Source organism: Methylobacterium sp. V23, assembly GCF_002917135.1.
Taxonomy (GTDB): Bacteria; Pseudomonadota; Alphaproteobacteria; order Rhizobiales; family Beijerinckiaceae; genus Methylobacterium.
Genome location: NZ_PDHT01000001.1, coordinates 254,119 through 276,513, shown reverse-complemented (window position 1 = coordinate 276,513; position 22,395 = coordinate 254,119). Strand labels below are relative to the sequence as shown.

The 22,395-nt window shown below is 68.8% G+C and carries 17 protein-coding genes and 2 pseudogenes; 7 read left to right on the top strand and 12 right to left on the bottom strand.

Annotation, left to right across the window (positions count from 1 at the left end; genetic code table 11):
• Window positions 1-2 precede the first annotated feature (2 nt).
• The 3 genes from murC to CRT23_RS01220 form a co-directional block, all read right to left on the bottom strand.
• Complete coding sequence (gene murC, locus CRT23_RS01230; RefSeq protein ID WP_055947133.1) at window positions 3-1,418, bottom strand: UDP-N-acetylmuramate--L-alanine ligase; 1,416 nt, start codon at window positions 1,416-1,418, stop codon at window positions 3-5.
• Between the two features lie 71 nt (window positions 1,419-1,489).
• Window positions 1,490-2,599 carry an undecaprenyldiphospho-muramoylpentapeptide beta-N-acetylglucosaminyltransferase gene (gene murG / locus CRT23_RS01225; protein WP_055947131.1) on the bottom strand — a complete coding sequence of 370 codons (1,110 nt, stop codon included), beginning with the start codon at window positions 2,597-2,599 and terminating at the stop codon, window positions 1,490-1,492.
• Window positions 2,596-3,762, bottom strand: a complete 1,167-nt coding sequence (locus tag CRT23_RS01220) for a putative peptidoglycan glycosyltransferase FtsW (protein ID WP_055947130.1) — start codon at window positions 3,760-3,762, stop codon at window positions 2,596-2,598. Before CRT23_RS01220 ends, murG begins: the two co-directional genes overlap by 4 nt.
• A 530-nt stretch (window positions 3,763-4,292) precedes the next feature.
• Between CRT23_RS01220 and CRT23_RS01215 the strand changes: the two genes are divergently transcribed.
• Window positions 4,293-5,984: a methyl-accepting chemotaxis protein gene (locus tag CRT23_RS01215; RefSeq protein WP_103708265.1), complete on the top strand. Its 1,692-nt coding sequence runs from the start codon at window positions 4,293-4,295 to the stop codon at window positions 5,982-5,984.
• A gap of 57 nt (window positions 5,985-6,041) precedes the next feature.
• On the opposite strand, the gene CRT23_RS01210 is transcribed toward CRT23_RS01215, so the two are convergent.
• The gene (locus CRT23_RS01210) at window positions 6,042-7,028 is read right to left on the bottom strand and encodes a GTP-binding protein (RefSeq protein ID WP_055947126.1); all 987 of its coding nucleotides are present in this window, start codon (window positions 7,026-7,028) and stop codon (window positions 6,042-6,044) included.
• 43 nt (window positions 7,029-7,071) lie between these two features.
• Window positions 7,072-7,683 carry a TetR/AcrR family transcriptional regulator gene (locus CRT23_RS01205; protein ID WP_103708264.1) on the bottom strand — a complete coding sequence of 204 codons (612 nt, stop codon included), beginning with the start codon at window positions 7,681-7,683 and terminating at the stop codon, window positions 7,072-7,074.
• Window positions 7,684-7,835: 152 nt separating this feature from the next.
• On the opposite strand from CRT23_RS01205, the gene CRT23_RS01200 reads away from it, so the two are divergent.
• The 4 genes from CRT23_RS01200 to panB all read left to right on the top strand — a co-directional run bounded on the left by CRT23_RS01200 (window position 7,836) and on the right by panB (window position 11,674).
• The gene (locus CRT23_RS01200) at window positions 7,836-8,789 is read left to right on the top strand and encodes a quinoprotein relay system zinc metallohydrolase 2 (protein WP_103708263.1); all 954 of its coding nucleotides are present in this window, start codon (window positions 7,836-7,838) and stop codon (window positions 8,787-8,789) included.
• A gap of 180 nt (window positions 8,790-8,969) precedes the next feature.
• Window positions 8,970-9,725 carry a quinoprotein dehydrogenase-associated SoxYZ-like carrier gene (locus CRT23_RS01195; protein ID WP_055948740.1) on the top strand — a complete coding sequence of 252 codons (756 nt, stop codon included), beginning with the start codon at window positions 8,970-8,972 and terminating at the stop codon, window positions 9,723-9,725.
• 14 nt (window positions 9,726-9,739) lie between these two features.
• Window positions 9,740-10,327, top strand: coding sequence for a rhodanese-like domain-containing protein (locus CRT23_RS01190; protein WP_103708544.1), 588 nt, complete (start codon window positions 9,740-9,742; stop codon window positions 10,325-10,327).
• A 522-nt stretch (window positions 10,328-10,849) separates the two neighbouring features.
• Window positions 10,850-11,674: a 3-methyl-2-oxobutanoate hydroxymethyltransferase gene (panB, locus tag CRT23_RS01185; protein WP_055947120.1), complete on the top strand. Its 825-nt coding sequence runs from the start codon at window positions 10,850-10,852 to the stop codon at window positions 11,672-11,674.
• A 43-nt stretch (window positions 11,675-11,717) separates the two neighbouring features.
• Here the strand turns inward: panB and CRT23_RS01180 are convergent, their stop codons facing one another.
• The 3 genes and pseudogenes from CRT23_RS01180 to CRT23_RS01170 form a co-directional block, all read right to left on the bottom strand.
• Complete coding sequence (locus tag CRT23_RS01180) at window positions 11,718-13,796, bottom strand: TonB-dependent siderophore receptor (RefSeq protein ID WP_245435893.1); 2,079 nt, start codon at window positions 13,794-13,796, stop codon at window positions 11,718-11,720.
• 503 nt (window positions 13,797-14,299) lie between these two features.
• The gene (locus tag CRT23_RS01175) at window positions 14,300-14,602 is read right to left on the bottom strand and encodes a hypothetical protein (RefSeq protein WP_055947116.1); all 303 of its coding nucleotides are present in this window, start codon (window positions 14,600-14,602) and stop codon (window positions 14,300-14,302) included.
• 189 nt (window positions 14,603-14,791) lie between these two features.
• Window positions 14,792-15,723, bottom strand: a pseudogene (locus CRT23_RS01170) (LysR family transcriptional regulator).
• A gap of 252 nt (window positions 15,724-15,975) precedes the next feature.
• Here CRT23_RS01170 and CRT23_RS01165 point away from each other — a divergent pair.
• Window positions 15,976-17,088, top strand: a complete 1,113-nt coding sequence (locus tag CRT23_RS01165; RefSeq protein WP_103708261.1) for an asparaginase — start codon at window positions 15,976-15,978, stop codon at window positions 17,086-17,088.
• Window positions 17,089-17,160: 72 nt separating this feature from the next.
• Window positions 17,161-17,340: pseudogene (locus CRT23_RS29030) on the top strand (hypothetical protein); the annotation flags it as partial.
• On the opposite strand, the gene CRT23_RS01155 reads toward CRT23_RS29030, so the two are convergent.
• From CRT23_RS01155 to CRT23_RS01140, 4 genes are all read right to left on the bottom strand, one after another.
• Window positions 17,325-18,245: a bestrophin family protein gene (locus CRT23_RS01155; RefSeq protein ID WP_103708259.1), complete on the bottom strand. Its 921-nt coding sequence runs from the start codon at window positions 18,243-18,245 to the stop codon at window positions 17,325-17,327. The pseudogene CRT23_RS29030 and the gene CRT23_RS01155 sit on opposite strands and share 16 nt — an antisense overlap.
• Window positions 18,246-18,326: 81 nt before the next feature.
• Window positions 18,327-19,082 (bottom strand): glucose 1-dehydrogenase, encoded by a 756-nt coding sequence (locus CRT23_RS01150; protein WP_103708258.1) that lies wholly within the window; start codon window positions 19,080-19,082, stop codon window positions 18,327-18,329.
• Window positions 19,083-19,270: 188 nt separating this feature from the next.
• Window positions 19,271-20,179, bottom strand: a complete 909-nt coding sequence (locus tag CRT23_RS01145) for a LysR family transcriptional regulator (RefSeq protein WP_245435892.1) — start codon at window positions 20,177-20,179, stop codon at window positions 19,271-19,273.
• A gap of 97 nt (window positions 20,180-20,276) precedes the next feature.
• Window positions 20,277-22,250 (bottom strand): CoA-transferase, encoded by a 1,974-nt coding sequence (locus tag CRT23_RS01140; RefSeq protein ID WP_055947109.1) that lies wholly within the window; start codon window positions 22,248-22,250, stop codon window positions 20,277-20,279.
• Between the last annotated feature and the right edge of the window lie 145 nt (window positions 22,251-22,395).

Here is a 22,395-nt window from a genome sequence, read left to right as displayed (position 1 = left end):
GCTCACGCCGTCACGCCGTCGAGGGCCGCGAGTTCGCCCGGGAGGGCGTAGGCCCATTGCGTGATGTTGCCGGCGCCGAGGCACACGACGTAGTCGCCGGGCTTGGCGCGGCCGGCCACGATGCCGGCGAGGTCCTCGGAGCGCTGTAGCGCGATCGCGTCGCGATGGCCCCGCGATTTCAGGCCCGAGACGAGCCCGTCGCGGTCCATGCCCTCGATCGGCGCCTCGCCCGCCGCGTAGACGGGGGCGACGATGACCGTGTCGGCATCGTTGAAGCAGGTGCAGAAATCGTCGAACAGCGAGGCGAGGCGCGTGTAGCGGTGCGGCTGCACGATGGCGATGACGTTGCCCTCGGTGGAGGCACGGGCCGCCTTCAGCACCGCCTTGATCTCCACCGGATGGTGTCCGTAATCGTCGAAGATCAGGGCGCCGTTCCAAGTGCCGGTCCGGGTGAAGCGGCGCTTGACGCCGCCGAAGCCGGCGAGCGCCTTGCGGATCGCCTCCGGCTCGACGCCGAGCTCGTGCGCGACGGCGAGCGCCGCGGTGGCATTCAGGGCGTTGTGCTTGCCCGGCATCGGCAGGACGAGGTCCTCCATCTCCATGCGGAAGCCCGGGCGGCGATCGCGGATCATCACGCGGAAGCGGCTCTGGCCGCCACGCAGGTCGACGTCGATGAGGCGGACATCGGCCTGAGGATTCTCGCCGTAGGTGATGATGCGGCGGTCCTCGATGTGTCCGACGAGGTCCTGCACGATCGGATGGTCGATGCACATCACGGCGAAGCCGTAGAACGGGATGTTGTCGATGAAGCGCCGGAAGGCGTCCTTCACCGCGTCGAACGAACCGAAATGATCGAGATGCTCGGGGTCGATGTTGGTGACGATGGCGACGTCCGCCGGCAGCTTCAGGAAGGTGCCGTCGGATTCGTCGGCCTCCACCACCATCCACTCGCCCTCACCCATGCGGGCATTGGTGCCGTAGGCGTTGATGATGCCGCCGTTGATCACCGTGGGGTCGAGGTTGCCGGCATCCAGCAGGGTGGCGACGAGGGAGGTCGTCGTGGTCTTGCCGTGGGTGCCCGCGATGGCGACGCAGGACTTGAAGCGCATCAGCTCGGCCAGCATCTCGGCCCGGCGCACCACCGGCAGGCGGCGCTCGCGGGCGGCGACCAGCTCCGGATTGTCGCGGCGGATCGCGGTGGAGACCACCACGAGGGCCGCCTCCTCGACGTTGCCGGCCTCGTGACCGATGAAGGTGCGCATGCCCTTCTCGGCCAGGCGCCGGACGTTGGCGTTGTCGTTGGCATCCGACCCCTGCACGGTATAGCCGAGGTTGTGCATCACCTCGGCGATGCCGGACATGCCGATGCCGCCGATGCCGATGAAGTGGATGGGACCGAGCTTGTCGGGCAGCTTCATGGGAAGGACCAGTCTCAGGGGCGTCGGACGCGGACGGATCGGCGCCGACGGGATCTACCAGGCGGGAGGGCTCAGGGACGCGCCGCCGTCGCGATGACGATGTCGGCGAGCCGCTCGGCGGCGTCGTGAATTCCAGCGCTTTTGGCGGCTGAGGCCGCCGCGGTCAATTTCTCGGGATTGGTGAAGAGGTCGACGAGCTCCGCCGTCAGCCGGTCCGGCGTGAAGGCGGATTGCGGGATCGCCTGCGCGGCGCCGATGGCGGCGAGCGTCGCGGCGTTGGCCGCCTGGTCCTGGTCGAGGGCGCCGGGCAGCGGCACCAGGATGGCGGGCCGGCCGATGGCGGCGAGTTCCGAGACCGTCGAGGCGCCCGAGCGGCCGATGACGAGATGCGCCGCCGCCATGCGGGCGGGCAGGTCCTTGAAGAAGGGTGCGGCCTCGAAGCCGGCCAGGCCCAGGCCGAGATAGAGATTCTGGACCTGCGTCAGGTCCTCGGCCCGGACCTGCTGTACGAGATGGAGCCGGGCGCGCAGGTCGGCGGGCAGGTTGGCGATGGCGCTGGGCACGACCTCGCCCATCACCCGGGCGCCCTGGCTGCCGCCGAAGACGAGGAGGTGGAGGGGGGCGCCGGCGCCGACGGGCGGATAGGCGAGCTTCGCGGCCTCGAGCACCGCCGGCCGCAACGGATTGCCGGTGTGGGTCCGGGGGGCCAGGGCCTTGGCCGGAACGCCCCGGACCTCCCGGAAGCCGGTGGCGATGGCCCGCGCCCCGCGCGCCAGGAAGGCATTGGCCCGTCCCATCACGGCGTTCTGCTCGTGCAGGACGGTAGGCACGCGCAGGATCTGGCCGGCCAGCATCGGCGGCACCGTCGGGTAGCCGCCGAAGCCCACGATGGCGGCCGGGTTGATGCGCTTGATCTGCCGGGCGGCGACGCCGAAGCCCCGTCCGAGGGTGAGGAGCGCGGCGCCGCGCTTGATCAGGGAGCGGCCGGAGGGCGTTGCCGCCGCGATGGTGACGATCTCGGAGGCCGGGAAGCCGGCGGCGATGGAATCCACGCGGGCATCGGTGGCGAGCACGACCCGGACGCCCCGGGCGCGCAGGGCGTGCGCCAGGCTCTCGGCGGGGAACAGGTGCCCGCCCGTGCCACCGGCACAGAGCAGGATCGTGGCGGTCGCAACGGTCAACGCATCACTCCGGCGATCGTCGCCGGGGCGGTGCCCGGCGGCTTCTGGCTCAGGGTGGTGGTCCGAGGGCGCTTGCGGGTCAAGGCCACGAGGAAGCCCATACCGAGAGCCAGCGAGATCAACGACGAGCCGCCGTAGGAGACGAAGGGCAGCGTCATGCCCTTGGCGGGCATCAGCCGGACGTTGACCGCCATGTTGATGCAGGCCTGGAGACCGAACAGGGTGGTCAGGCCCGTGATGGCCAGGCGCGAGAAGGTGTCGTCCGTGCGGCGCGCCAGCTTCAGGCCCCGCATGACGATGTAGGCGAACAGCAGGACGAGGCCGAGACACACGATGGTACCGAACTCCTCGCCCGTCACCGAGAAGATGAAGTCGGTGTGCGCATCGGGCAGGTGGCGCTTGGCGACGCCCTCCCCCGGGCCGGTGCCGAACCAGCCGCCGGAGTTGAACGATTGCCGGGCCCAGTAGCCCTGGAAGTTGTCGCCGGAATCGCTGTCGAGGAAGCGGTCGATGCGCTCGCGGACGTGGTGCAGGAAGCGGTAGGCCGTGGCGACGCCGATCAGGCCGCCGACGCCGAGACCCGCCACCCAGAACCAGTGCAGGCCGGCCACGAAGAACAGGGCGCACCAGACGATGGTGATGAGCATGGTCTGGCCGAAATCGGGCTGCAGCACGAGGGGCACGATGGTGACCGGCAGGAGCAGGATCGCCAGCAGGCCGCCGGGCATGTCGCGCCGCTGGGCGCCTTCCGAGAAGGCCCAGGCCGCCACCACCACGAAGGCGGGCTTCACGAATTCCGAGGGCTGGATGCCGATGGCGCCGAACTGGATCCAGCGATGGGCCCCCTTGATCTCCGGGCCGAACTTGCTCGCCAGGATGCAGAGCGCGACGCCCATCATCCAGGTGAAGAGCGCAACGCGCCGGATGTGGCGCAGGGACAGGAACGAGACGCCGACGATGATGAGGATCGTGGGGGCGAGGTAGAGGGCCTGCCGGTTGAGGAAGTGGAAGGTCGGCAGGCCGATCTTCTCGGCCACGGGCGGCCCGCCGCCCATGAGGAAGACAAGGCCCGCCACCATGAGCGCCCCGAGCCCGGCGAGCAGGCCGCGGTCGACGGTCCACCACCAGTCCGTCAGGGGCGTGCGTTCGGCGCGGGACATCATGGAATCAGCGCTCTCCGGAGCCTCACGGCGCCCGGACAGGGCAGCCGATCGCGGCCGGCAGCATCACGCCGGCACGGATTCGATCCTGTGCCGGAATGGTAAACCAAGTGTTGCGATCCAGTGTCGAAGTCTCGCCTGCCCCGAGGATCAGGCCGTTCGAAGAGGGCGCGTTTCGAAGAGGTTTCACGAGGGCTCAAGCGCATTCGCAAAAACCGTCTGCAGCAATGGCCCCCTTGCCGAGCGAGGAACGCCGATCGATTCCCTGGATCCTGCAGGCGGCAGCACGCGGAAGATCTCTCTTTCTCTTCTTCTATCTCGTAACCGAGCAGTATAAATACTCATCGAATAGAGTCAATATTATACCGTATCAACTTGTCCATAACGTCCAATGGAGGTGTGATGCCGATATTATATGCAGATCGACGCTTCGTTTGACCGAGTAGAAGGCCTAAATTTAACATCTATTTCATCGAAAAAGGCTATTCCGGAGAACGTAAATTCAATCCCCGATCTGCAAGGCGGAACTTTCGATGAAGACGCTCAAGAATTTCAGTCTTCTGGTGAAGATCATCATCCCGCTGGTCATGACGACCCTGGTCGCCCTCGGTCTGGTGATCTACGCCCGCCAGGCCCTGTCCCAGCTTGCGGATCAGACGCGGGAGATCGTCCAGGTGCAGACGGCACGTCAGGGCCATGCGCTCAACCTGCAGATCGCCATGACCGAAGCCGCACTCCAGAACCGCAACATCCTCATCCATTCGACCGGGCCGAGGAGCAAGGACTTCAGGGCCCGGCAAGCCGCCGCCATCGAGGCGACCTACGAGGCGCAGGCCAAACTTGCCGCCCTCGCCGATACGCCCGATCGCGTTGCGGCGAACGCCGACCTTCGGCGTGGGCTGGAGGTCTACTTCGCCGTTCTGAACCGCTCCTCCGAGGCCGCTCTGAACAACGATCCGGTGGCCGGAAACACGATCGCGCAGGCCGAGGCGGCACCGTTGCGGGTCAAGCTGCGCGATCAGGCCACTCAGCGGATTAACCTGGTCAAGTCTGAGTTGAAGGCGAGCGCCGCTCACGCTGACGAGATCGTGAGGAGCACCACGACCATGCTGTTGTCCTCGGCCGCCGTCGGGCTGCTGGCCGCCCTGGGCAGTGCCGGCCTGATCGTAATCTTCGCGATCGCCCGTCCGGTGAACGCCATGGGCGCTGCGATGGGCCGTCTCGCGAGCGGCGACCTGACGGTCACCGTCGACGGCACCGACCGCAAGGATGAGATCGGCCTGCTGGCGCGCTCCCTGGAAGTGTTCAAGCGTAACGCGATCGACGGCCGTCGATTGGCGGCCGAGCAGGACGCCGAGAACCAGGCGAAGGTCCGCCGGGCCGAAGTGCTCGACGGGCTGACGAAGCGCTTCGAGGCCAACGTCTCCAACCTGACGCACGGACTGGCGGGGGCGGCCACCGAGATGGAAGCCACCGCCCAATCGATGGCTTCCACGGCGGATCAGTCGATCCGGCAGGCAACGACGGTGGCGAGCGCGGCAGAAGAAACCTCCGCCAACGTGCACACGGTCGCGGCCGCCAGCGAGGAGATGTCGGCCTCGATCCAGGAGATCGTGACTCAGGTCAGCCAATCTTCCAGCCTGGCCAATCAAGCGGTGGACGACACGCACCGCACCGAGGCGACCGTGCAGCGGCTGACGGAGGTTGCGACCAGCATCACCGACGTCGTCGCCATGATCACCAACATCGCCGGCCAGACCAACCTGCTGGCGCTCAACGCCACCATCGAGGCGGCCCGGGCCGGTGAGGCCGGCCGGGGCTTTGCCGTGGTGGCGACCGAAGTGAAGGAACTGGCCGGGCAGACCGCGCGGGCCACCGAGGAGATCCGCGCCAAGATCGGCGAGATCCAGGGGGCCACCGGCGAGGTGGTGTCCGACATCACTCGCATCGGCCGGACCATCGCCGACATGTCCACCTATGCGAACGGCATCGCCGCCGCGATGGAACAGCAGGGCGCCGCCACCCGGGAAATCGCCCGGAACGTCCAGGAAGCCGCGCAGGGCACCCAGGAGGTGACCAGCAACATCGCGCAGGTCCGCGCCGGCGCAGGATCGACGGGGGCCGCCGCCAGCCAGGTCCTGAGTGCCGCCAGGGCGCTGTCGCGCCACTCCGAAAACCTCGGCCAGGAGGTGTCGCAATTCCTGGCCGGCGTGAAGGCCGCGTAACGGCCCGGGCGGACGCCTGGCCCCCGTCGCGCCGGTGCCGGGCCAGCCGGCTGGCTGTCAGGCGGCCTTGCAATCCTCGAAGCCGGCGCGGATCGCCTCCGGATCGAGCTTGCGGCCGATGAAGACCACGCGCGAGACACGCGGCTCGTCGTCCTTCCACGGCCCCTGAAGGTCGCCGTCGAGGATCTGGTGGACGCCCTGGAAAACGAAGCGCTGCGGCTCGTTCGGGAAGGCTACGATGCCCTTGCAGCGCAGGATGTCCGGCCCCTGAACCTGGGTCAGGGTCGAGATCCAGGGCATGAACTTCTCGGGGTCGACCGGGCCGTCGATCTTCGCCGAAACCGACTGCATGTCGTCGTCGTGGTGATGGTGGTGCCCCTCCTCCAGGAAGTCGGGCTCGATGTCGAGGATGCGGCCCAGGTCGAAGGCGTTGCGTTCCAGCACCGCCTCGAGGGGCACCGCGCAGCGCTCGGTGCGGTGGACCTTGGCGTAGGGGTTGATCGCCCGGATCTGACCCTCGACCCGGGCGAGGTCGGCCTCCTCCACCAAATCGGCCTTGTTCAGCAGGATCACGTCCGCGAAGGCGATCTGGTTCTTGGCCTCCGGGGCGTCCTTCAGCCGATCCGAGAGCCACTTGGCGTCAGCCACCGTCACCACCGCGTCGAGGCGCGCGGCCGCACCGACATCCTCGTCGATGAAGAAGGTCTGGGCGACGGGAGCGGGATCCGCGAGGCCGGTGGTCTCGACGATGATCGCATCGAACTTGCCGCGCCGCTTCACCAGGCCGTCCATGATGCGGATGAGGTCGCCGCGCACGGTGCAGCAGACGCAGCCGTTGTTCATCTCGAACACCTCCTCGTCGGCGCCGATGATGAGGTCGTTGTCGATGCCGATCTCGCCGAACTCGTTGACGATCACGGCGTAGCGCTTGCCATGGTTCTCGGTGAGGATGCGGTTGAGGAGCGTGGTCTTGCCCGCGCCCAGGTAGCCGGTGAGCACGGTGACGGGGATCTTCGTGGAGGCGGTGTTCGGGCTGTCGGACATGGAGGCTCTTCGTCGATGGCGCGGGAGGCGTCGCTGCGGCCTGTTATATTGTATCAATCCGGTGGGATGAAACCCCGGTCGGAACGGACCCCGCGGCCCGCAGCCCATCGCAGAGCGCCGTGAGCGTGCCGCGAAAGCCCGCCGCTCCTGCCAGCAGGCGCTCCATGAGCAGCGCCCCTTCGAGGGCGGCGATCACCATGCGGGCCGTGGGTCCAGGCTCGGCGGACGCGCGGACACAGCCGGCTGCGATCCCCTCGGCGAGCACGCCCTCGAGCCAGGCGATGTGTTTCTCGAAGAAGCCGACGATGTCGGCGCGCAGGGAGGCCGGCAGGGCCTCCCCCTCGATGGCCAGGACGGCGCAGAGACAGCCGAGGCCCGCCTCGACGCCGCCGAGGTAGAGCGCGCCGTAGGCGGCGATTCGACCGATCGCGTCCGGCTCGTCGGCGCAAATCCCGGCCAGGGCGGCGTCGTAGCGGGCGTCGTAGGCGGCCACCAGGGCATGGGCGAGATCGGACTTGGTGGCGAAGTGGTGATGGATGCTCGCCTTCCGGATCCCGACCGTCTCGGCCAGGTCGGCATAGCTGAAGCCGGCATAGCCCCGGCGCCGCACCAGGGTCTCCGCCTGCAGCAACAGCGCGGCGCGGGTATCCCTCATCGTCTCATGGTCTCCTTCTGGGTGGCCGCCCGCATCGGTTGGTGCCCGCACGCGGGTCCGTGATCGCCTGGCACCCGGCCTACCGCGTTATGCCGTTGACGCCGGGGGAAATCTACCGACTAATTGGTAGAACAACAAAACGGAGGACGATCATGCGGGCGAATGCCGGCCGCTCACGCTGGAGCACCACGCGGCGCGGCGCCCTGTTCGGCGGCCTGTGCCTGTGCTGCCTGCCGACCCTCGGACGGTCGGCCGAGGGCTTCGACCTGCAGGAAGTCAGTCCCGGCATCTTCATCCGGCGCGGTCCAGACGCGGAGGCGACCCCCGAGAACCACGATGCCATCGCCAATATCGGCTTCATCGTCGGCGACCGGTCCGTGCTCGTCACCGAATCCGGTGGCAGCCTCGCCGACGGAGCCTGGCTGCGCGCGGAGATCCGCAAGCGTACGGACAAGCCGATCAGCCACGTGGTGCTGACCCACGTCCACCCCGACCATTGCTTCGGGGCGGCGGCCTTCGCCGAGGACAAGCCGGTCTATGTGGGCCACCATGCCCTGCGCGCCGCCCTGGATGCCCGGGGCGACTATTATCGCGGGCGCCTCGCGGAGATCCTGGGTGCCGACCGGGCCGGCAGCGTGGTCTATCCCACCCTGGAGGTGGCGGACGGTGCCGAGGTGGATCTCGGCGGGCGCATCCTGCGCTTCACCGCCCACGGCGCCGCGCATACGACCTGCGACCTCTCCATGCGCGATTCGGCGAGCGGCGTCCTGTTTCCCGCAGACCTCCTGTTCGTGACCCGCATCCCCTCCCTCGACGGCAGCCTCGTGGGCTGGCTCAAGGAGGCGGACCGCCTGCGCGCGATGGGCGCGACCCAGGCCGTTCCGGGGCACGGCCCGAGACTGGTCGATCTCGCGCCTGCCCTCGACGACCTCACCCGCTACCTCACGACCCTCCGGGACGAGACCCGGAAGGCCATCGCGGCGGATGTGCCGATCGAAAAGGCGGTGCAGACGGTCGGTCAGTCCGAGCGCGACCGGTGGGTCCTGTTCGACACCTATAACGGCCGCAACGTCACCCAGGCCTTCAAGGAACTGGAGTGGGAGTGAGCCGGCAACTTGAGCCGAGCATCGCCCACGCCACATGATGCTGCACAGATCCGACATCGATCGTTGACCAGGAGAAACGCCGTGACGCGCTCAGCCAAACCCGTCCTCGTCCGCTCCGTCCTCGCGGCGCTGACCCTCGCCCCGCCCCTGGCCACCGCCGGCTCGGTGCTGTGCCCGATCATGGCTCACGCCGCCGGCGCGAGCGACGACGAGGCCGAGCGCCTCGCGCGCTGGAAGGAGATCCAGAAGTCGATCTTCGGGGATCGTCAGATCGCAGCCACCGACAGCCTCGTGAAGGTCGACGCCCCGGTGCGGGCGATGGACGCCGCCCTGGTGCCCATCACCCTGACGATGCCCGAGAAGGACCGGATCGCCGGGGTCCACCTCGTCATCGACGACAACCCCTCGCCCTACGCCGCCCACATCGCCTTCGGCCCGGGAGCGGATGCCGGCGAGATCAAGCTCCGGGTGCGGGTGAACAATTACACCAACATCCACGCGGTGGTGGAGACCAAGGACGGACAGCTCTTCGAGACGACGAAGTTCGTGAAGGCCTCCGGCGGATGCTCGGCGCCCATGGGGATGAGCGACGAGGAGGCGATGAAGGGGATGGGCGACATGAAGCTGAAATTCGCGGAGGCCCAGCCCGGGCGCCCCGTGGAGGCGACGCTGATGATCCGTCACCCGAACTTCAGCGGCATGCAGATGAACCAGATCACCCGCGACTACACGCCGGCCCGCTACATCAACAAAGTCGCGATCACCCGCGGCGACCAGACCATCCTGACCCTCGACGGCGACATCTCCATCGCCTCGAACCCGGTGATCAATTTCGGCCTGCAGCCGGAGGGCCGGGGGCCGATCAAGGTCGTGGCCACGGACAATCAGAACGGCCGCTGGGAGCACAGCTTCGCGGCGCCGAGCGCCACGAACTGAGCGGGTCCGCCATGATGCAGCGGCTCGTCCGGCTCGCGGTCGCGGGAACCGCCATGCTCGTCCTGGCGGCAGCCAGCCCGGCGGATTCCCCTTTGAACGTGCCGGAGCCGGACGGGATCTGGACCGGGCCGCAACGGGGCTACACCCCCGCCACCCTGTCGGGTGCCACGGTCATCGACATCGACGCCCTCGATGCCCTGATTGCCCGCGACAAGCCGGTCCTGCTCGACGTGTCCCTGGCCGACCGGCGCCCGGCGGGTTTCCCGGACGACCGGCCCTGGCTGCCCGCCCATCGCTCGATTCCCGGTGCGGTCTGGATGGCCAGTGCCGGCGCCGCGCCCCTCGATCCGGCGCGCGAAGCCCTGTTCCTGCGGCGCGTCGCGGCGCTGACCGACGGCGACAAGGGCCGGGCCATCGTCGCCTTCTGCCATCCGGAGTGCTGGGGCAGCTGGAATGCGGCCAAGCGGCTGGTGCTCCAGGGCTATACCCGCGTGCACTGGTTCCCCGAGGGCATCGAGGGGTGGCAGGAGCGCCATCCGACCACGGTCGTGCCACAGGATGCCGCCTGGAATGCCCCGGCCGGGGGTGAGGTCCAGCGCTAGATCAAGGACCCGGGCGCGAGCCTCCGGGCCAGACGGGCCGGCCGCGGCTGAAAACCTGTCGCGCGGAAGATCTGCCGGATGGTGGCAGCGCAAAACGAACCCCTTGATCGGGCACGATGTTTTCGAGTTCTCCGGCAACGCTTAAATTATCTGCACCCCTCCGCCGACATACCAGCGCCTGCGCAGTTGACAGCGGTTCCGTTGTGGCGGAATAAAGGCACCCACAGGCGCCCGCAAGTCTAGGGAGGAAACGCCCGGAGAGAGCACGGAGCAGCGACGCCATCGCTGCTATCGACGCCCCCGGGCAAGACTTGGGACGCACGGACCTTCGCCGGAAAGACCTGTGTCCGGCGACGTGATATCTGGTATACCACTTACAGAAGAAGCGTATCGGATGCCCGGCGACAATGCCGGGAGACCGTTACTTCGGCCCGCGCGCGCGCGGGCGAGGCCGTGTATAGAGACCCCACCAGCAGACGGTCCGCCGCGTTCCGGCGATCCGCACCAGCCGGGTGGAGTTCCATGTCGCAAGCCGTTCAGTCCCGCCGCATCCGCGCGATCGACCTGGCCAAGCGCAAGGCCGAGGGGCGCAAGATCATCGCGCTGACCGCCTACCATGCCCACACCGCCGGCATCCTCGACCCGTACTGCGACTTCATCCTCGTGGGCGATTCCCTCGGCATGCTGATGCACGGCATGGAATCGACCCTGCCCGTCACCCTGGAGATGATGATCGTCCAGGCGCAGGCGGTGATCCGCGGGACTTCGCGGGCCCTCGTGGTCGTGGACATGCCGTTCGGCTCCTACGAGGCGAGTCCGCAGCAGGCCTTTCTCAACGCCGCCCGCGTGCTCAAGGAGACGGGCGCAGGGGCGATCAAGATGGAGGGCGGGGCACGCTTCGCCGAGACCGTGGCCTTCCTGGTGGAGCGCGGGGTCCCGGTGATGGGCCATATCGGCCTGACCCCCCAGTCGGTGAACACCATGGGGGGCTTCAAGGTGCAGGGTCGCGAGGCCGACGGCGAGCGCCGCCTGATGGCCGATGCCCGCGCCATCAACGACGCGGGCGCCTTCGCCATTGTGATGGAAGGCATCGTCGAGCCGGTGGCCCGGGCCATCGCCACCTCCCCCGACATCACCACGCCCACGATCGGCATCGGCGCCACCATGGCCTGCGACGGGCAGATCCTCGTTCTCGAGGACATGCTGGGCCTCAGCGACCGCGTACCGAAATTCGTGAAGCGCTTCGGCACCCTGCGGGGCCAGATCGAGGCCGCCGTCAAGGACTACGCGGACGAGGTCCGCTCCGGCACCTTCCCGGCCGAGGAGCACACGTATCAGCCGCTGTGAGCCGGTCGCCGCGGGTTGATCCCGCGGGGACCGGCCCTCCCGGCTACCAGCGGTAGCCGATGCTGCCGAGCACCCGGCGGCGCTCGCCGTAGTAGCAGGCCGTGACGGTGCTGCAGCTGTTGACGATCCGCTCGTCCGAGACGTTCGAGACGTTGAGGGCGAAGCGCCAGCCTTCCCAATCGTAGTGGGCGACGAGGTCGCCGACGACGTAGCCCGGCACGCGGAATTCGTTGGCCTGGTCCGCGAAGGAGCGTCCGACGCCGCGTACGCCTCCGCCGAAACCGAAGCCGCGCAGGACGCCGCTCTGGAAGGTGTAGTCCATGAACAGCGAGCCGTACTGCTCGGGGGTGTTGGTCGGCGTCCGGCCCAGGAGCGCGCTGTTGAGGTCGCGGGTCACCGAGAGGTCGTAGGCCGTGTAGGAAGCGATGGCCCGCAGGCCGGGGGCGAGATTGGCCACCATCTCGATCTCGGCGCCGCGCGAGTTCACCGCGCCGGTCTGAACCACCTGCTGGACGTTGAGCGGATTGGTGGTCACGACGTTCGAGCGGGTCAGGTCGAACAGGGCGGCGGCGAAGTAGCCGTCGAAGCCCGGGGGCTTGTACTTCAGGCCGACCTCGGTCTGCTCACTCCGCTCGGGCAGCAGGAGCTGGCCGGTCACACCGTTGAGGCCGACGGTCGGGTTGAAGCCCTGCGCATAGGAGACGTAGGGGGCGAGCCCGGATTCGTCGTTGTAGATCAGGGCGACGCGGCCGCTGAAGGCGCTGGTGTCGCGGCTGGTGCTGGCGCCGATGCGATTGTCGTTGTCGGTGGCCACCCAATCGTGCCGGCCGCTGAGCACCAGGGAGAAGTTCCCGAAGGTGATCTCGTCCTGCAGGTAGGCCGCGAACTGGTTCTGGGTGATCAGTGCGTTCTGGTAGGGCGCGCCCAGGTTGAGTGGTGTGTTGGGGTAGATCGGCCGGATCAGGTTCAGCGACGGACCGAAGCCGAAGGATTGGTAATCGTCGATCTGGTAGCGGCGATACTCGAAGCCGGCGAGCACCGTGTGCCCGAAATCTCCCGTGCGGAACGGGATGACCAGTTGGTTGTCGATGTCGCTCTGCACCGCGGCGCCGCGGGTGAAGAAGTCGAACCGGCTGAGGTCGCCCGCCGCCGGCGTCGTGGCGTAGCCGCCGCCGTACCGGTTGAAGAGATTGACGGTGACGGTGCCGTGGCGCGCGTTCTGGCGGAACTTGATGTCGTTGTCGAAGCGGTGCTCGAACTCGTAGCCGATCATGTCCTGGGACCGGGTCAGTCGGTCGGTCGCCGGATCGCCGGTGAAGCGGCTCGTCTTGATGAAGCCGAAGGGCGCCGGCGTCACCGTGCCCTCGTAGGGCAGGAAGTTCTGGGTGCCGGCGCGGTCGCGCTGCACCTGGGCGAGGACGGTGAGCGAAGTGTCGGCGTCGGGTTTCCAGGTGATCGAGGGCGCGAAGAAGAACCGGTCGTTGTTGACGTAGTCGACCTGCGTGCCGCCGGCCCGGCCGAGGCCGACGAGGCGGTAGAACAGCTTGCCCTCGGTGCCCGGCGCGTCCACCGGACCGCCGATGTCGAAGCCCGCATAGGCATTGCCGTAATTGTCGACTCCGGTCTCCACGTAGCGGATCGGCACGATCGGGGGTCGCTTGCTCACGGCGTTGATGATGCCGCCGGGGCTGGCGCCGCCGTAGAGGCCGGAATTCGGCCCGCGCAGGATCTCGAGCCGCTCGAGGCCGAAGGGCTCCAGCTTCCAGGTGGCGAAGGCCGAGGTGAACAGTTGCAGGCCGTCGAGGAAGTAGCCGGATTCCTGGGCCGTGAAGCCGCGGATCAGGAACCAGTCGTTGCGCGGGTCGGCGCCGAAGGTCTCGCCGCGGACACCCGGCGCATAGCGCGTCGCCTCGGCGAGCGAGGCCGGCTTCTGGTCGTCGATCTGCTGACGTCCCACCACGGAGATCGCCTGAGGCGTCCGGATGATCGCGGTGTCGGTCTTGGTGCTGGAGACGGAACGGGTCGCGACATAGCCGGCGACGGGTCCGCGGGGATCCTCCGCCGCGGCGATCGCCGTCCCCCCGCGACGGTCGCCGACGACCTCCAGGGTATCCAGGGTCACGCTCGACGCGCTCGGCGGGCTGGATTGCTGCGCAGTCGCCGGAGTAACCGCACTCGCAACCAGAGCAGCCGCCGAACTGGCCAGGGCCATCCTTAAGTTGAATCCAACGCGCTTCGGTTGTGCTGATAGAATCACAAAGAAAAGCGGCACGGTTTGACCTATGACCAAATGTATTGTGGCCAATTGAAACAAAAATTTCAGACGGTCAACGTGCGGGTCAGGGGATAAAACCAATCAACTACGCGACGTGATCGCAAGGCAACATTTTAGAACTAATACAATTACATTCTTGGCGCCGGGTCGCTGCCGCGGTGCTGCCCACGGATCGGCGTGAGGGAGACAACGCTGGCGAGCGGTTCCGGCGCAGGGGCGCAGCCAAGGACTCCGCCAGGGCGCAGCCGGAACGAGAACGGCCCCGCCGTGGAGGCGGGGCCGTCTGGATTGTCATCGAACCGGATCGTGGCGGGGCCGCGCCGGGGCGGCCGCTCGCCCCTTGGTCTGCCTTATTCGCAGACGCGGACGCGGCGGATGTGCTCGTAGCCGTAGGCGTCGACGTAGCCGCGGCGTTCCATGTGGCAGACCTCTTCCTCGACGTAGACCGGGCGCGGGGCCCGGTAGACCGGGCGGCCGGGGTAGTAGCCGCCGTCGTTCTGCGACGAGGCGATGGCGCCGCCGACGGCGAGGCCGCCGAGCACGCCGAGAGCGGCCGCGCCGCCCGGGCTGATGCCATCGCGCGCCTGGGCGCTCGGGATCGCCGCGACGGCGACCGTGGTGGCCACGAGGGCCGCGACCAGCGAGTTCTTCATAGCTCCGTTCCTTTGATCCCGAAGAGCCTGTGCAAATCCAGAAGCGTCACTGTGGGAGGGAATCACCGAACGGTTGATGAACGGTAACGAACCCCGCCTCCCAGCGAATCACATCCGTGCGAATCCTCACGCGCCGCGGAAATTACGCAGGATTGTGCCGCTTCCGTGGCTGGCTCCCGCCTCCGAGGGTCAGATCGTTCCGGTGGGCTCGTCCACCAGGGCGAGGAGGGTCCGGCGCAGCCAGCGATGGGCGGGATCGTCGTCGTAGGAGGCGTGCCAGAGCATCGAGATCGCGACATCCTCCAGGGCGACCGGGGCCGGACTCACGGTGAGGCCCAGCGCACCCGCGAAGAAGGTCGCGAGCCGGGCATGCATCGTGGTCAGCACGGGCGCACTGCGCACCAGGAAGGGTACGGCGAGGAAGCGCGGCGTCGTCACCGCGAGCGTGCGTCGGCGCCCGAGCCGCGCCAGGGCATCGTCGACCACCCCGTGAGCGGTCTCCTTGAGGCTGGTGAGCACGTGGGGAAAGCGGAGGTAGTCGTCGAGCGAGATCGGCGGCGCCAGGCCGACGAGCTCGGCATTGAACATGCAGAGATAGCTGTCGCGGTAAGCAGGCGCTGCTTGTGGTGGGTCTGCCCTTCCGAGAAGAAGCCGATGCCGAGGTCGACCCGGTCCGCATCGAGTTCCTGCAGGATGCGGATGCGGTCGATGGAGCGCAGCAGCAGGCTGATGCCCGGCGCCTCCCTCCGCAAGTGGGCGAGGAGGCGGGGGCCGATCAGCACCTCCGCGCTGTCGGGCAGGCCGATGGTGAAGGTGCGGGTCACCGTACGCGGATCGAACTCGGCGTCGCGGCGCACCAGCGCCTGGACCTGCCGCAGCAGGGTCCGCACCGGCTCGGCCAGGGCCAGGGCGCGGGGCGTCGGACGCATGCCCTCGGGCGCGCGCGTCAGGAGCTCGTCGGAGAACAAGGTGCGCAGGCGCGCCAGGCTGCTGCTCATCGCCGACTGGCCGATGCCGATGCGGGCGGCGGCCCGGGTGACGCTGCGCTCGGCCAGGAGCGCGTCGAGGGCGACCAGGAGGTTGAGGTCGACCCGGGACAGATCGATGTGATCGATGGTCATGATCGGTTCGTTCCGCTCGATCTCCGCAGCAGCGCTCAGCCTCCTCGCCCCGGACGGGCGGGTGCGCAAGGCCCCCGCGGGTTGATCCCGACGGGATGCCCCCGAAGGCAGCCCGGCGGCGCGCGCGATCCGACCTCCCCCTGACAGTTTTCCCGATGCCTCGGGATTGATCCGTCACGGGCGCGTTTTTCGGCTGGGCCTCGCCCGTGCGGGGCGCCACAATGCCGCTCCCGAAACGACCCGAGAATCCCCATGCGCCGTACCCTGCCGATCGCCCTGATGGCCCTGATGGTCGGAACTGCTCTCCCCGCGATCGCGCTGGAGGGGCCGATCCCGGCCAAGCCCGGCGAGACGGCCCCCGCCCCCGCCGCCTCGGGCAAGCCCCGCGTCGTCATCGTCGCCACGGGCGGCACCATCGCGGGAGCCGGCGCAGATGCGGCCAACAGCGCCACCTACCAGGCCGCCAAGGTGCCGGTGGACAAGCTCATTGCCGCCGTGCCGGCCATCGCCGGGGTGGCGGAGGTGCGCGGCGAGCAGGCCTTCCAGATCGCCTCGGAGAGCTTCACCAACGCCCAGCTCATCGAGCTCGCCAAGAAGGTCTCGGCCCTGGTCAAGCGCGACGACGTCGACGGCGTCGTCATCACCCACGGCACCGACACCGTGGAGGAGACGGCCTTCTTCCTCGACCTCGTGGTGAAGACCGACAAGCCCATCGTGATGGTGGCCTCGATGCGTCCCTCGACCGCGATCTCGGCGGACGGCGCCCTCAACCTCCTCGACGCCGTCACCGTGGCGGGCGCCAAGGATGCGCGTGCGAAGGGCGTGCTCCTGACCATGAACGACGAGATTCAGGCCGGGCGCGACACCACCAAACGGGTCAACATCAAGCCCTCGGCCTTCTTCAGCCAGTGGGGACCGCTCGGCATGGTCGTGGAGGGCAAGACCTACTGGTTCCGCGCGCCGGTGAAGCGTCACGGCACCACCTCCGAGTTCAACATCGACGGCATCGACAGCCTGCCCGAGGTCGCCATCGTGTACGGCTCGGGCAACATGCACCCCGAGGCCTACACCAGCGCGGTGGCGGGCGGCGCCAAGGCGATCATCCACGCGGGCACCGGCAACGGTTCGGTGGCGGGCTACCTCGTCGACACGCTGAAGGACATCCGGTCCAAGGGCGTGCAGATCATCCGCTCCTCCCGCGTCGGCGACGGCTTCGTCCTGCGCAACGCCGAGCAGCCCGACGACAAGTACGATTGGGTGGTCGCCCACGATCTCAACCCCCAGAAGGCCAAGATCCTCGCCGCCGTCGCCCTGACGAAGATGCAGGACGCCAAGGAGTTGCAGCGGATCTTCTGGGAATATTGAGCGCCGCGGGTCGATGGCGGACGCTGCGGGACGTGTCCGCTGTCGACCCCGCCACGCTGCGGGCGCGTGGCACGGTTGTCCTCGGTGCCGGAGCTTCAGCGGCGGGGGCCGTTCCGCCGCGCGTCGGCGAGCTCGACCCGACGCGCCCGTCTCGGCCTCCCGGGCCCGTCGAACCGCTTCTTCGAGGCCGGCCGAGGCAACCGGGCCGGCACCGTCGGTCGCACGGCACGGCGCCCTCAGGTCAGCAGGTAGCGCTTCGGCACCAGGGGCGGCGGCGCGGTCTCGCCGAGGGCGTCGAGGACGATGCCGTCGACGGTGTGCAGCAGCGCGTCGAGGGGCAGGTCGTTCGGCGCGAGGCCGAAGGGCTCCTCGAGCTCGTCGCCCAGGGCATCGAGGCCGAAGAAGGTGTAGGCGACCAGGGCCGTCGCCACCGGCGTCGCCCAGCCGAGGGAGGCCGCGAGGCCGAAGGGCAGCAGGAGGCAGTAGATCCATGCGGTGCGGTAGAGGAGCAGGGTGTAGGCGAAGGGCAGCGGCGTGTTCTGGATGCGCTCGCAGACCACCTGGACCTGGGCCAGGGCGGCGATCTTGTGCTCCAGGGCGGCCAACAGCACGTCGGTGAGGACGCCCCGGCGATAGGCGTTGGCGAGATCGGCGGTGAGCCCGGCCAGCACCGCATCCGCCGCGGTCGGATGCCGGGCCAGCGGCGCGACCTCCGCCTCCGGAAGCCAGGGCGCGGCCGCCGTGTGCGGATCGCCGCCGCGAAGCTGTGCATGCAGGGCGTGGGCGAAGGCCGAGAGCCGTCGCAGGGTGCGGGCCCGCAGGGGCTCGACGGACTCCCCCGGCAGGAGGGCGGTCACGAGCCGCGCGACCCCCCGGGTCTCGACCACGAGGCTGCCCCAGGCGCGGCGGCCTTCCCACCAGCGGTCGTAGCAGGCGCTGTTGCGGAAGCTCAGGAAGATCGACAGGGCGATGCCGATCAGGGTGAAGGGCCCGACGCCGGCCGTGATCGGGAACGCCTCGGGCCAGCGCCGCTCCACCGCCACCACGACCACCGCCACGAGGGTGATGCCCAGGACCTTGAGGGCGACCTGCGGCAGGATCGAGCCGCGCAGGGTGAACAGGATGTCGAGGAGGCTCGGGCGCGAACGGACGATCATTCCACCGTCTTCTCAGGCCGCGGCGCGTCCCGCAACCGCCGCTATCTCAGCCGGGCACGGCCCGCGTGGCGGACGGGCGGATCAGAGCGACCAGCCGCCATCGACCGAGACCGCGGCGCCGGTGACGAAGGCGCCGAGGTCGGCGCTCATCCAGAGGACCGCCTCGGCGATCTCCTCGGGCCGGCCCAGGCGGCCGACCGGCTCCAGGTCGATCGCCTTCTGGATGTCGCCCCCGGTGAAGCGGTCCATCATCGGCGTCGCGATGTTGCCCGGCAGGACGACGTTCACCCGGATGTTGGCGGTGGCGTAGTCGAGGGCGGCCGACTTGGTGAGGCCGATGACGGCGTGCTTCGAGGCCGCGTAGCTGGCGCCCCCCGCGACGCCCCGGATACCGGCACCCGACGCGGTGTTCACGATCACGCCACCGCCCTGGCTCAGCATCTGCGCGATCTCGTGCTTCATGCAGACGAAGGTGCCGCGCAGGTTGATGTCGAGGATGCGGTCCCAGTCCGCCAGGGCGATCTCCGCCACCGGTGCCGCGACGTTCTCGACGCCGGCATTGTTGAAGGCGATGTCGAGCCGGCCGAAGGTCGCCACCGTCTCGGCGATCGCCGCCTCCACCTGCTCGGACCGCGCGATGTCGCAGGCGAGGACCAGACCCTCGCCGCCGGCCGCCCGAACCGCCTCCGCAGTCGCCTGCAGCGCGTCCGCGGTCCGATCGAGGATGGCGACCCGGGCGCCTTCACGGGCGAAGGCGACGGCCGTGGCCTGCCCGATGCCGCTGGCGGCTCCGGTGACGAGGGCGACACGGCCGGTGAATCGATCGGGACGGGACATGGCGGGACCTCGCGAGTTCGGAGAGCGCGGCGCCCCGGATGGGTGAGGGTCCGATGACGGCGTCGCCATCGGCCCCGCGACCCGGAGCGTCCGCCTCGATGTAGGCGGCGAGACCCGGGGGCGTGAGCCGGCAGCGCCTCACCGGAGCGATGAACATCGCTCATCGTGGTGGGCGGACGCGACGGGGCCTAGAAGCCGAGGGGGCGCATCTCGCGGATGAGGGCCGTGAGCAGGCGCAGGCCCGTCGGCAGCTGGCGGCGGCCCGGATAATAGAGGTGGAAGGCGGCGCCGGCCGGGGACCAGTCGCCGAGGACGCACCGGAGCGCGCCCTCCCCGATCAGCGGCGTCACGCAGGGCTCGGGCAGGTAGGCAAGGCCCGCTCCGGCCCGGGCGAGGGCGACCGCGAGACCGGTCTGATCGAGCGTCAGCGCCCCCGGCACATCGACGGCGATGGCCTCGCCCTGCCGCTCGAACTCCCAATGGTAGATCCGGTCGTCGCCGAGCCGGACGCGCAGGCCGCGATGGGCGAGAAGGTCGTGGGGATGCGCCGGGACCCCGAAGCGGTCCAGGTAAACGGGCGCGCCCACCACGACCCAGCGGATGTCGGCGGAGAGGCGCTGGGCGACCATGTCCTCCGGGACCGTGTCGCCGTAGCGGATCCCGGCATCGGCGCCCGCGTCGACCACGTCGAGCAGGCTGTTCGACACGCGCACATCGATCGCGATGTCCGGGTAGCGGGCGAGGAAGACGGGAAGGACCGGTGCGAGAAGGAGTTCGCTCGCATGCTCCGGAACGTTGAGGCGCACATGCCCGGCCGGCGCGCCGCGATGGCGGTTCAGCGCCTCGACGGCCTGCCCGATCGCCAGGAAAGGCCCGTCGAGCGACGCGAAGAACTCCTCGCCGGCGGCGGTGAGGGTGACGCTCCGGTTGGTCCGGTTGAGAAGCCGGACGCCAAGCTGCGTCTCCAGGCCCTTGAGGGCATGGCTCAGGGCCGAGGCGCTGACGCCGAGTTCCAGGCCCGCACGCCGGAAGCTGCGATGCTTCGCGATCGCCAGGAAGGCCCCGAGGGCCGGCAGACTGGGACGAGGGGGCGGCACGGAACGGTTGTGCCGGCGCGCAGACGCCGACGCAAGAACCATGAGCGCGCCTCATTCTCACGCGGCACTGGGAGCCGGGGCGACAATGCGCTCGGCCTCAGGCCGCCGAGGCGATCGCCGTGGAGGCGCGGCGGACCTTGCCGGCGCCTTCGAGGAAGGCGTGGGCGTCCTCCTTGCGCTCGAAGACGTGGGGGGCGAGGCCGCGGCGGTTGAGGGCCTCCTCCATCTTGAGGCGCAGGAAGGCGCTGGTCGCGTAGCGGGTGGTGGTGAGATAGTAGTTCGCCTGCAGGTATTGGATCATGTGCGCATAGTCGTCGTACAGGTTCTCGTTGATGCGGAACCCGTCATGGTTGACGACCGTGTTGACCCGCTGGCCGGCCTTCTTGCAGGCGCCCACCAGCACCATGCGCAGATCATCGAGGTCGCTCTTGGCACGGGCGTGCCAGCCCTCCAGGTTCACGAACAGGATGTTGCGCTCGGTGTCGTAGCTCACCCGCTCGGCGAGGTTGAGGTTCAGCAGGTCGGCCAGCAGTTCCATCGGCTCGTCGCGGAACAGGCGGGCATCCATCGGCATCGGCTGCTTGATGATCGGCCGGAAGCCCATATGGGGCAGGATGTCCCGCTCGATCTCGATGCCGGGCGCGACCTCGATGAGTTCCAGCCCCTCATCGGTGAGCTGGAAGACGCAACGCTCGGTGACGTAGATCACCGGCTGCGCGCGCATCTGCGCATAGTGCCCGCTGAAGGTGATCTGCTCCACCTGCGGCAGGAACTTCTGCGAGCGGCCTTCCGTGACGATGCGGAGCTTGCCGTCCTCGATCACGGTCTCCAGCCCGCCCACCGTGAAGGTGCCGGCGAAGACCACGGAGCGGGCGTTCTGGCTGATGTTGATGAAGCCGCCGCAGCCGTTGAGGCGGCCACCGAACATGCTGGTGTTGACGTTGCCGTGCTGGTCGCACTCGGCGAGGCCGAGGCAGGTCATGTCGAGGCCGCCGCCATCGTAGAAGTCGAACATCTGGTTCTGATCGATGACGCAGTCGGCGTTCGTCGCCGCGCCGAAGCTCGACCCGGAGGCCAGGACGCCGCCCACAGCACCGGCCTCGGTGGTCAGGGTGATGTAGGGGGTGACCTTCTCCTCGTTGGCCACCGCCGAGATGCCCTCGGGGGCGCCGACGCCGAGATTGACGACGCCGTTGGGCGGCAGCTCGAAGGCCGCGCGCCGGGCGATGACCTTGCGGGCGTCGAGGGGCATCTTCTTCATGCCGCTCACGGGCACGCGGATCTGGCCGGCCAGCGCCGCATCGTGCTGCACGCCGTAGTTCATGCGGTGCATCTCGGGCTCGGCCAGGACGACGCAATCCACCAGGATGCCGGGGACGCGGACGTCCTTGGGCAGCAGGAAGCCGTCATCGACGATGCGCTCGACCTGGGCGATGACGATGCCGCCGTTGTTGCGCGCGGCCATGGCCTGGGCGAGGCAGTCCAGGGTCAGCGCCTCCTTCTCGAAGGAGATGTTGCCCGACGGGTCGGCCGAGGTGCCGCGGATGAAGGCGACGTCGATCTTGGTGGCCGTGTAGAACAGCCACTCCTCGCCATCGACCTCGACCAGCTTGACGATCTCGTCCTGGGTTACGGTGTTGACCCGGGCGCCGCCGTGGCGCGGATCGACGTAGGTGTGCAGGCCCACCTTGGAGAACAGTCCCGGCTGGCCGGCGGCGCAGGCCCGGTAGAGCTGCGAGATCACGCCCTGGGGCAGGTTGTAGCCGAGGATCTTGTTCGCCTGCGCGGCCTTGGCGACCTTCGGCATGCGGCCGAAATTGGCGGCGATGACGCGCTTCAGCAGGCCCTCGTGGTGCAGGCGCCCGGTACCGAGGCCTTTGCTGTCGCCCGCCCCCGCCGTCATGATCAGGGTGAGGTCGCGGGGCGCGCCGGTGTCGACGAAGCGCTTCTCCAGGGCGGCATGCAGCGCCTCCGGGATGCAGCTCTGGACGAACCCCGTCGTGGTGACCACGTCGTTGTGCCGGATCAGCGCGATCGCCTCGCCAGCCGTGATGACCTTGTTTTTCTTCATGAACCGGGCCGTCCTCCACACCCCAGGCCGGCGACGGGCGACAGGTCAGGACCTGCAGCAGGACGCGCACGGGGAAGTCTTATTCTGGCGCGCGAGCGTAAAGATCCCCAGGAAGCTTCGCAAGGGCGCTTCAACTGTCGTTGCA